The sequence below is a fragment of the Neobacillus cucumis genome (genome assembly GCF_023715505.1).
The window spans coordinates 1-255 of record NZ_JAMBOH010000174.1 but is presented as its reverse complement, the minus strand read 5'-3'; the positions used below and the strand labels follow the sequence as shown (position 1 = coordinate 255).

The following is a 255-nucleotide window of genomic DNA, read 5'->3' as shown; positions in this document are numbered from 1 at the left end:
TACCTCAAGGCATTCATCCAGGATAAAGTTATATTGAAACTAATTTGGAAATTTCTCAAGAGCGGAATACTCGAAAATGGACTGACTAAACCGACAGAATTCGGTGCCCCCCAAGGTGGTGTACTTTAGCCGATTCTTAGTAATGTTTACTTAAACCAACTGGATAAGGAATTGGAGAAACGTGGACATAAATTCGTCCGTTTTGCGGACGATTTTAGCATTTACGTTAAAAGTGAACGAGCAGGTCACCGGGTA

The 255-nt window shown here is 40.8% G+C and carries 1 pseudogene; it reads left to right on the top strand.

The annotated features are described in order from the left end of the window. Positions 1 to 255, top strand: a pseudogene (locus M3226_RS32000) (reverse transcriptase domain-containing protein); the annotation flags it as partial.